The 7774-nt window shown below is 67.4% G+C and carries 8 protein-coding genes; 5 read left to right on the top strand and 3 right to left on the bottom strand.

Features of this window, described 5'->3' with window-relative positions; translation table 11 throughout:
* Window positions 1-83 precede the first annotated feature (83 nt).
* The 3 genes from ACTT8P_RS37490 to ACTT8P_RS37480 are packed head-to-tail and all read right to left on the bottom strand — an operon-like array spanning window position 84 to window position 3309.
* Complete coding sequence (locus ACTT8P_RS37490) at window positions 84-1391, bottom strand: tyrosine-type recombinase/integrase (protein WP_442836271.1); 1308 nt, start codon at window positions 1389-1391, stop codon at window positions 84-86.
* Window positions 1391-1582, bottom strand: coding sequence for a helix-turn-helix domain-containing protein (locus tag ACTT8P_RS37485; protein ID WP_442836270.1), 192 nt, complete (start codon window positions 1580-1582; stop codon window positions 1391-1393). The genes ACTT8P_RS37490 and ACTT8P_RS37485 overlap by 1 nt, the downstream gene beginning before the upstream one ends.
* Complete coding sequence (locus ACTT8P_RS37480) at window positions 1579-3309, bottom strand: replication initiator (protein ID WP_442836269.1); 1731 nt, start codon at window positions 3307-3309, stop codon at window positions 1579-1581. Before ACTT8P_RS37480 ends, ACTT8P_RS37485 begins: the two co-directional genes overlap by 4 nt.
* 311 nt (window positions 3310-3620) lie before the next feature.
* On the opposite strand from ACTT8P_RS37480, the gene ACTT8P_RS37475 reads away from it, so the two are divergent.
* The 5 genes from ACTT8P_RS37475 (at window position 3621) to ACTT8P_RS37455 (ending at window position 7533) form a co-directional block, all read left to right on the top strand.
* Entirely contained in the window at window positions 3621-4052 is a 432-nt protein-coding gene (locus ACTT8P_RS37475) for a winged helix-turn-helix domain-containing protein (protein WP_442836268.1), read from the top strand.
* 397 nt (window positions 4053-4449) lie between these two features.
* The gene (locus tag ACTT8P_RS37470) at window positions 4450-4725 is read left to right on the top strand and encodes a hypothetical protein (protein WP_442836267.1); all 276 of its coding nucleotides are present in this window, start codon (window positions 4450-4452) and stop codon (window positions 4723-4725) included.
* The gene (locus ACTT8P_RS37465; protein WP_442836266.1) at window positions 4722-5132 is read left to right on the top strand and encodes a type II toxin-antitoxin system VapC family toxin; all 411 of its coding nucleotides are present in this window, start codon (window positions 4722-4724) and stop codon (window positions 5130-5132) included. Before ACTT8P_RS37470 ends, ACTT8P_RS37465 begins: the two co-directional genes overlap by 4 nt.
* Before the next feature lie 1360 nt (window positions 5133-6492).
* On the top strand, window positions 6493-6957 hold the full coding sequence (locus tag ACTT8P_RS37460) for a DddA-like double-stranded DNA deaminase toxin (protein WP_442836265.1): 465 nt from the start codon (window positions 6493-6495) through the stop codon (window positions 6955-6957).
* An 18-nt stretch (window positions 6958-6975) separates the two neighbouring features.
* Entirely contained in the window at window positions 6976-7533 is a 558-nt protein-coding gene (locus ACTT8P_RS37455) for an Imm1 family immunity protein (RefSeq protein ID WP_442836264.1), read from the top strand.
* Window positions 7534-7774 lie beyond the last annotated feature (241 nt).

The following is a 7774-nucleotide window of genomic DNA, read 5'->3' as shown; positions in this document are numbered from 1 at the left end:
CTCGACGGCTTCATAGCCGAGACCGGACTCGGGCTGGAGCCTCCGTAACCCGTCACCCCACCCTTTCAACCTCAGCGGCAACGTCAGCGGACGAGAGCGGCACAGGGGGGCGCTTCGTCGCCGTCGCCGTTGGCCGTTTCGGCGATCGTGGGGCCGTCGAGTGCCGTGCTGAGGGTGTCGATGGCGTCGCGTTGAAGGCGGATGCGTACGTGGGCGTAGACGGTGGCGGTGACGCCGATGTGGGCGTGGCCGAGGAGTTCCTTGATGACGACGAGTTCGACGCCCTGTTCCAGAAGGAGGGTGGCGGTCGAGTGCCGGAAGTCGTGGAAGCGGATGCGGCGGAGGCCGGCCTTGCGGAGGAGCGTGATGAAGGCGCGGGTGAGGTTGGTCGGGTCGATCGGTCGGCCCTGCGCGGTGGTGAACACGTGCCCGTAGTGCAGCCACGTCATGCCCGCGGCCTCACGCTCGCGCTGCTGCTGGTCTTGGTGGAGCTTCAGCGACTGGACGCAGCGGGTGGGGAGGGCGATGCGGCGCTCGGAGGCTCGCGTCTTGGTGGGCAGTGTGGTGAGCCCGCCTGCGGCGGTTCGCTGAAGTGTGCGGCGGATGGCGGCGGTGCCTGTGTCGAGGTCGAGGTCTTCCCAGCGCAGGCCGAGGAGTTCGCCCTTGCGGAGTCCGGTGTGGAGGGCGAGTTCGAACAGCGCGTGCAGCCGGTGGTCCTGGGCGGTGATGAGGAACTGCCGGGCTTCTTCGGCGGTGAGGGGTTCGAAGCGCCGGGGGCGAGGGGTGCCGGTGCGGACGTTGCGGGCGACGTTGCGCGGGATCTCTTCCTCACGGACGGCGTGCTCCAGGGCGGACTTGAGCACGGAGTGGATGTAGGTGAGCGTCAGCGGGGAGAGCAGCTTGTGGCAGCACTGGCCGGCGACGCAGCAGCGGGGCTGGTCGCGCCGGGCGTCGAGGCCGCGCGTGCAGCACTGGCAGGTGGTGCGGAGCTGGTTGAGCCAGGTGCGGACGTCCTTGGCGGTGAGTTTGGCCAACTTCCTTTTGCCGAGACCGGGGATGAGGTAGCGGCTGACGCAGGTGGTGTAGCGGGTGTGGGTGGTTTCGCGGAGGTGGTGGAGGGCGACGTTCTCCAGCCAGTACTTCAGGTACGCGGCCACGCTGCCCTGTGCGGAGGGGACGGGGAGGCCGCGGTTGCTGGCGGCGATCTTCTCGGTGAGCTTGGCCAGGGCGTCCTTGCGGGTGGAGCCGTAGACGCGGACCCGGCGACGGGTGTTGCCGGGGGCGAGGACGTATCCGGCGGCTTCCCAGCGGCCGTCCTTGCGCTGGTAGACGGTGCCGTCGCCGTTGGCCCGGGTGCGGCGGGAGACGGGGGTGTCGCGGGGCGTGGTCATCAGGCGGCGGCTTCCTGTTCGAGTCGGGTGCGGATGAGGTTGGCGAGCGCGGGAGCGGGGATGCGGCGGGCGCGGCCGAGGGTGATGGAGGCGAGCTGGTGGGTGCGGATGAGGTCGTAGACGGCGGAGCGGCCGATCTGGAGGCGGGCCATGACCTGGGGAACCGTCAGCAGTTCCGTGCCGGCGGTCACGCGACGGCCCCCGTCCGGACAGCGCTGGTCAGCCGATCGGTGGAGTGACCGGCCGGGTGACCGGCGCGGTCGCCGGAGCGTTCCGAGCGTCGGGTTCGGGTCGGTTGCTCGGGTCGGGTCTGCCGTTTCGCGGCCAGGAGGTCGGCGAGGTGTTCGAGTTCGGGCAGGAGGCCGGTTCCGGCGTACTGCCAGTGGGAGATGACCAGCGTGGTGTCCGAACCGTCGGGCCGTGCGGCGATGTCGCGGTGACCGGGACGGTGACCTGTGGAATGACCGTGACCGGGTCGGTGACCGGCTGCCAGGTCAGTGGAGTGTCCGGCGCGGTCACTGACCGGAGTGCCGTCCGTCTGGCCGACCTGCGTCTCAGCCGATGCCGGGGCTGGGGTCTGGGTGGTCTGGGTGTCGGGTCGCCTGGTTCGCCAAGCGGTGCGTTCGGCTTGGAGGTGGGCGAGGGTGGTGGAGTAGTGACGGGTGCGGGTGGAGAAGTGGCCTCGGAAGCCGAGCATGTGGGCCCATTGGCGCAGGCGTAGGTGGGCGTGCTGGGCTTGGGTGGCGAGGTGCCAGGCTGTATGGATCATGCGGCGGGCGTGGTCGGTGATGTCGTACTGGGCGAGTTCGGCGAGGAGGCGGAGTCGGCGGTCGAGGGTGCCGGTGGTGGTCTCGGCGCCCTTGGTGGCGTACTTGGCGATGTAGGCGGCGACGTGCCGCTCGGTGACCGGGCCGTCTCCGGTGAAGTCCGTGCTGCGGACCGCCCGGACATCGATCTGCCGCCCGAACCGGAACACCAACCCCCCACTGCGGCCTTCGTCCTGGGGCCTACCTGCGTGGTGGACGCGGGTGCGTGCGGTGGCGGCACGGACGGCCTGGTTGAGGAGCTCGGTGGTTGCCCAGGCGGGCGGGGTACTGGCGGGACCGGTGGGTCCGTCGAGGCGGACGACGGCATGGAAGTGGACCTGGCCGCGCTTCTGGTACTCGGCGACCTTGGCGTACGAGAGCGTGGCGTGGTTGTGCAGGGCCCGCTGCGTCAGCCCCGCCGCCTTCGCGATCTCCCGCCGCAGATGTGTGGTGAAACGTGCCCACAGGGCCGGGGCGTGCGCGTTCCACAGCACCGCCCCCGCGTAGTCGTACCGCTCGGGATCGAGCGGGGTGCCGAGGAGCGGGTCGTCGTCCGGGTGGGTGTGGCCGCAGTGGCAGCTGCCGGTCTCGGGCTGGTTGTGGACAGGGCCGAAGCCGGGTGCGGTGAGCGTGGCGAAGACGCGGGGGTGGGCGGCGACGCTGGTGGGGACGGTCTTGCCGCCGCGCAGTCCGGCGGCGATGAGTTGGTAGGTGTCGTAGCGGTAGACGGCGGAGCAGGCGGGGCAGCGGGTGGCGCGGCGGTTGCCGCAGCGGACCAGCAGTTCGCCCGCCGGGAGCCGGCCGGAGTCGAAGTGGTCGAGGATCTCGCCGGTCGCGCTGTCCAGACGGGTTCGGTGCCCGGTCAGGCGGATCGGGTGCGCGCACCCGCCGAGCGTGCTGATCTGTCGTGCGAGGGGTGTGAGGTGACCGGTGGCGGCGAGCTTCGCCAGCCTGGCGGTGAGCCTGGCGCGGCGCTCCAGCCTCGACTGTCCTGCCGCCGCCGAGACGGTGTCGGTGGCCTCCGCCGGGAAGGTCGACGTCGTGAATGCCGACGATGGACGCGAGGCGGCTGGAGCGGTTGCGGGGTACGGGAGTTGGCACTGTGCGGGCATGCGGAACGGGGCCTTTCGGCGGGAGTGCGGAAGTGATACGGCGCGGGCAGGCCGAAGCGATCGGCTCACAGGGGAACGGGGCGCCTCGAAGGTGGGCGCGGAGGCCGGACCGGTGGGGGTTTGGTCGGCGGGGCGCGGTGGTGATCACCGGCGGGTGCGTGACGTTAACATCGCCTCACGGGCGCATTCAAGTGCATCCCTCCTCATTCCTTTCTTTGGGTGGCGGGACGCGGGTAGTGTGGGGCCGGTTTCCCGGTTTGGACGGGCCGGATATTGCTGGTAGAGGGCGTGGAAAGCGGGGGTGACCAGGCGTGGTGGTGGGGCGGCGCGGGCGCAGGCCGACGGGCAGCGGGGTACCGCTGACATTCGAGGTCATCGCCGAGACCCTGCGCGAGCGCATCCGCTCCGGCGGGCTGCGGCCGGGTGACGCGTTGCCCACGCAGGCCGTGTTGATGCGGGAGTTCGGGGCGTCGAGCCTGACCGTGCAGAAGGCCATGGTCCTGCTGAAGCAGGAGGGGTGGGCGGTCTCCCGCCCCGGCAAAGGCGCCTTCGTCGCCCACCACGACCACGACGCCGACGACACTGATGCTCGCGACGGCCCGGAGGCAACCGCACACGTCGGCGGGACGACGGCGCGTGTCGAGGCACTGGAACGAGCGCTGGCCGAGGCAGTCCAGCAGCTTGGCGACCTTCGTGGCCGCGTCGAGGCCCTGGAGTCGGACGGCGGCAAGCGGGGCCATTGACCCCACTGTGCTGGGCGGCCCCGGCGCGTGCGTTCAGATTTTCTCTACGAGGTTCAAGGCGGACACCGCCCGCCTGAGCGGGCCGCCGTCGCCGACAAGCCCCACCGTCTACTCCCGCGACCAGGTGCTACTGGAGACACCGCGCCGACTCGGTAGCCGGGCTGTGGGAGGGGCAACCGGCAAGATCGCCGGGATGACCGGAGCCGGGCTCCTGGCGGAGCAAGCTATCGCCTACGACCGTCCTACGGCCGGATCGCGGGCAAGGGCCGACCAGGGGGCCGACCCTTCACATGCGTCGCGCGGGCTCACCGAGGGCGGTGGCCGACACCACGCCAGCGGGGGTGAACCTCTGCCGATCCAGCTGCCCCAGGCCGCGGGGTCGTCCTACACTGCTGGCGTGACCGCTGCATACGACTACGAGGACATGCACCACCTGGTGGACCGGCTCACCCCGACCCAGGTGCGACGCTTGCGCCTGCTCGTCACTCAGGACGAGGAATTGTCCCAGGTCGTCCAGTCGCTGCCGGCGGTCGACGCGAACGAGGACGAGGAGTCGGTTCCGGCCGGGCTGCTGGCCCTGATCGGCAGCGTGAACGGCCCAGAGGATCTGGCTGAACGGCACGACGACTACATCCGCGAGCGGATGCGCGAGCGCTTCGGCGACTCGGCGTGATCGCCACGGTCCTGGACACCGGACCCCTGGCTGCGGCGTTCAACGCGGCCGACCGGCGTCACCCCGAGTGCGCCTCCCTGCTGACGTCGCTGACCGGCCGCCGCCTGCTGCCCAGTCCGGTCATGACCGAGGTCTGCTGGCTGCTGGAGCGCTGGCCGCAGGTCGAAGCGGCGTTCCTCGCCGAGGTCGCACGGGGAACATTCGAGCTGGTCCACCTCACTCCCACCGACCTGACGCGCATGGGTGAGCTGGTCCTTCAGTACGCCGACTTCCCGCTTGGCGGGGTCGACGCCTCGGTCATCGCGGTGGCCGAGCGCTTCGGTGTGGACCGGGTAGCCACCCTCGATCGGCGGCACTTCAGCGTCGTCAAGCCCGCCCACGTCCCCGCGCTGGCACTCCTGCCGTAGCTCGACCAGTGGCCTATACCGCTGACGGCAGCACTGACGGCAACAAGCGCGGACGTCAGAGCACGGCCACGGACGCCAGCGGAGCACGAAACCACCGCTGACCTGCGAAAACGCAGGTGGGGGTGGGGTGCGTAGCACACGTACTATGTGCTGGCTGGGGCCACACCGGTCCTAGTTCACAACTGCAACACGACGATCTATCGATTGCAAACGGATCACCCGGATAGCCAGCGACTTTCGGTTGATGGAGATGGCAACGTGTCGATTAGCGGCGACGGCATGCTGCACTTGAACATGAGTGGAGACATTGCGCATACGGAGCAATTCCGGGGTTCAGGCGGGCAGATCATCGCCTTCGACGTCCCGACGTCCTACGTGAATCAGGTGCGTTCCATGGCTATTGATCAGCGCCGCCCCTCCGGGATGAGCAGAAGGCAATGGAATATCTTCTCGTCAGGGCGTCCGCAGATTGACGACCCGAGGAAGGGGCCTGACTTGTATGGGCTCCCATCAGAGATGTTCCCAGGGCTCTTGGACGCAATAATTCCTGGGTCGGGGAGAGCGCTGTGATTTCCGAGAATGAGCTTGACCGAACGAACGCGCGTCCCGGCAAGGAGCCGCGAGGCCCGTTGGCAGCCATCTATGTCGAGGTTGATAGCTGGGACGAGAGTGGCGAGTTCGCTCGCCGTGTTAGAAGCCTTGTCCGAGCGGGCGTTGAGGTCTCGATGACGTGTGACTTCGACGTAGATGAGCTCCCGGAAAGCTCTCTCCCTTCCTGGGTGAACGAAGAAGGCATCTCGGAGCAGCGGCGTGATGCTGAGCTCCGATACGCTCTGCATCGCGGAGTGGAGGAGTGGACGATGCAGGACCTCCTCTTCTCGTTCGACCCGAGGCAGAGAAGTTGGGAATGGTGGGATGCGACTCGGGCTGGCGGGAATGTGGTCCAAATCTGGGTGGATTCCCGGGGAGAGCCTGTATTTGCGTGCGACGAGTTGAGGTGGATCTGCTATCTCAGTGGCGCTCGCACGATAGTAGGTCCGTTGTTGGTTCCACCCGAGGTGTGGGGGAGGCAGCAGTCCGTCGGCACCTCGTCTGCACGAAGGACGTGAGGTCAGGGGCGGAGGCGACGTCTCATCTGGAAATATGAAGCCCTGCCAGGCGTCTACCGGACCACCCGCGCCACCCTCCGGGCTGAACCCGGCGCCTGACAGTGAACGCCCTGCCATCGGCATCCTTGACGGCAGTAGGGACGGCAACAACCACGGATCTCCCCGCACAGCCACGGACGCCAGCGGAACACAAAACCCGCCCTGACCAGCGAAGAAGCAGGTAGAGGGGGGTGGCGTAGCACACATACTATGTGCTGGCGGGGGCGACGCCGGTCCTGGTTCACAACTGCAATGTCGGTGGTGTTGCTGACGGGCTTCCGGCGCGCGCGAGTGGTGACCCCACGGTCGGGCAGGTCGTGAATATCGGCGACTCGGGCGCGTCCAGGGTGGGGGCTCCGTTCAAGAGCGGGCACTCTTCCTCTTCGGATGACATCAACCAGTTCCTCATGGATTCACCGGACATAGCGAATCCGGCGAGTGGGCCCCATGCGTCAATCACTCACGTGGAGACCAAGCTTGCTTGGCGTATGCGACAGGCTGGCGTAACGTCACTAGATGTCGTAATCAACCATTCTGGCGGACCGTGCACGGGAAGGTTCTCGTGCTCGTCAGCGGTTCCGGCGATCCTTCCCCAAGGTTCGAGCATGACAGTCTGGTTCAGAGGCGCAGCGGGTAGCATGCAGAGCGTCACGCTCCATGGCCGGGCGCGGGGATGATCAGGAAAGTGAGGGGCCGTGTTTCTGAGCGTATTTTTCAAGGGTGAGTGGCGCTACGCCGAGAGTCCGGTCGAGACGTCACGGCTTGTCGCCGAAGTCATGGAGGGCTTGCAGGGGGAAGAGGAAGCTGAGGGCTCCTACTATCCCGGCGAAGATGCCTGGTTCTGCATTGCTGATCGACGGCATAGCGAAACCGACCCGGTGGCGGCGAGTAATCTGCGCGTGGCGATCAATCGACGCCATGGGTATGGGGCTCTAGTCTGGTTCGTTGATGAGAAATTCCCTAAAGAGGGAGGGGTTTATGATTCTGTTTGGGTTTCCGACAATCCCGAACCTCTTGATTTCGATCCACGCGTTGTGTCGGATCCTGGGTATCCGCTCTTCCATGACCCGGCCAGTACTCTGCCGGTCTCCCGAATTCAGGCTGCGGTGGAGGAATTCTGTCGACTGCGTTCGGGGAATCGACCTGAGTGCATCAACTGGGTTGCCGGTCACATGAACGGGCAGCGCCTCGACCGGCCGTCCGTGGTCGAGGTCGTCGAGGATCCGGAAATCGACTGGGACAGCCTCCGATAGCTGCGTCCCACCGTGCCCGGTAGTGCGGCTGCGAGCTTGGTGCAGTCCTGGCCTTGCTCAGATGCCGTGAGATGACTGCATCAGGGCATTTTTCTCCAGCAAATAGAAGCCCCTGTCAGGTGGAGCCTGACAGGGGCTTCTCGTGCTGTGACGGCAGTAGTTGACGCTGAGGTTGAAAGGGTGGGGTGACGGGTTACGGAGGCTCCAGCCCGAGTCCGGTCTCGGCTATGAAGCCGTCGAG

This window comes from Streptomyces sp. JW3, from assembly GCF_052216785.1.
GTDB lineage: Bacteria > Actinomycetota > Actinomycetes > Streptomycetales > Streptomycetaceae > Streptomyces.
Note: the sequence above shows the minus strand (reverse complement) of the source record. Positions and strands in the feature narration are given on the sequence as shown.

Coding starts and splice junctions, on each gene's coding strand:
- ACTT8P_RS37490 (WP_442836271.1), bottom strand. CDS start 1,391: ATGACCACGCCCCGCGACACCCCCGTCTCCCGCCGCACCCGGGCCAAC.
- ACTT8P_RS37480 (WP_442836269.1), bottom strand. CDS start 3,309: ATGCCCGCACAGTGCCAACTCCCGTACCCCGCAACCGCTCCAGCCGCC.